Raw genomic sequence first — 249 nt, forward strand, 5'->3', positions numbered from 1 at the left:
TCTTTCGCCTCGGCAATCAGCTTGTCGGCTTGTTGGCGAGCATCAGCCAACAAGGCCGCGGCCTGTTGGCGGGCATCGGCCAGAATTGCCTCGGCTTCTGTTTCCCCCGCCTCAACGCCATCCTGACGCAAACGGCTAACCAGCTCGTCAATCCCGGCGGAAACGACGTCACTGCCTGATTGTTTCATCCAATTCCTCCTGCGTTTACCCGTTTATCAAACAACAGATAAACATCCATCAGCCTGTTAC

Annotated in this window: 1 protein-coding gene; it reads right to left on the minus strand. The window is 55.4% G+C overall.

Annotated features, from left to right (window positions below; all coding sequences use genetic code 11):
* Nucleotides 1-188 (minus strand): HrpE/YscL family type III secretion apparatus protein (locus Q4550_RS23795; protein WP_303536730.1); only part of this gene is annotated, 188 nt, incomplete at its 3' end.
* Between the last annotated feature and the right edge of the window lie 61 nt (nucleotides 189-249).

Source organism: Anaerobacillus sp. 1_MG-2023, from assembly GCF_030547345.1.
In the GTDB taxonomy this organism is placed as follows: domain Bacteria; phylum Bacillota; class Bacilli; order Bacillales; family Guptibacillaceae; genus Guptibacillus; species Guptibacillus hwajinpoensis_B.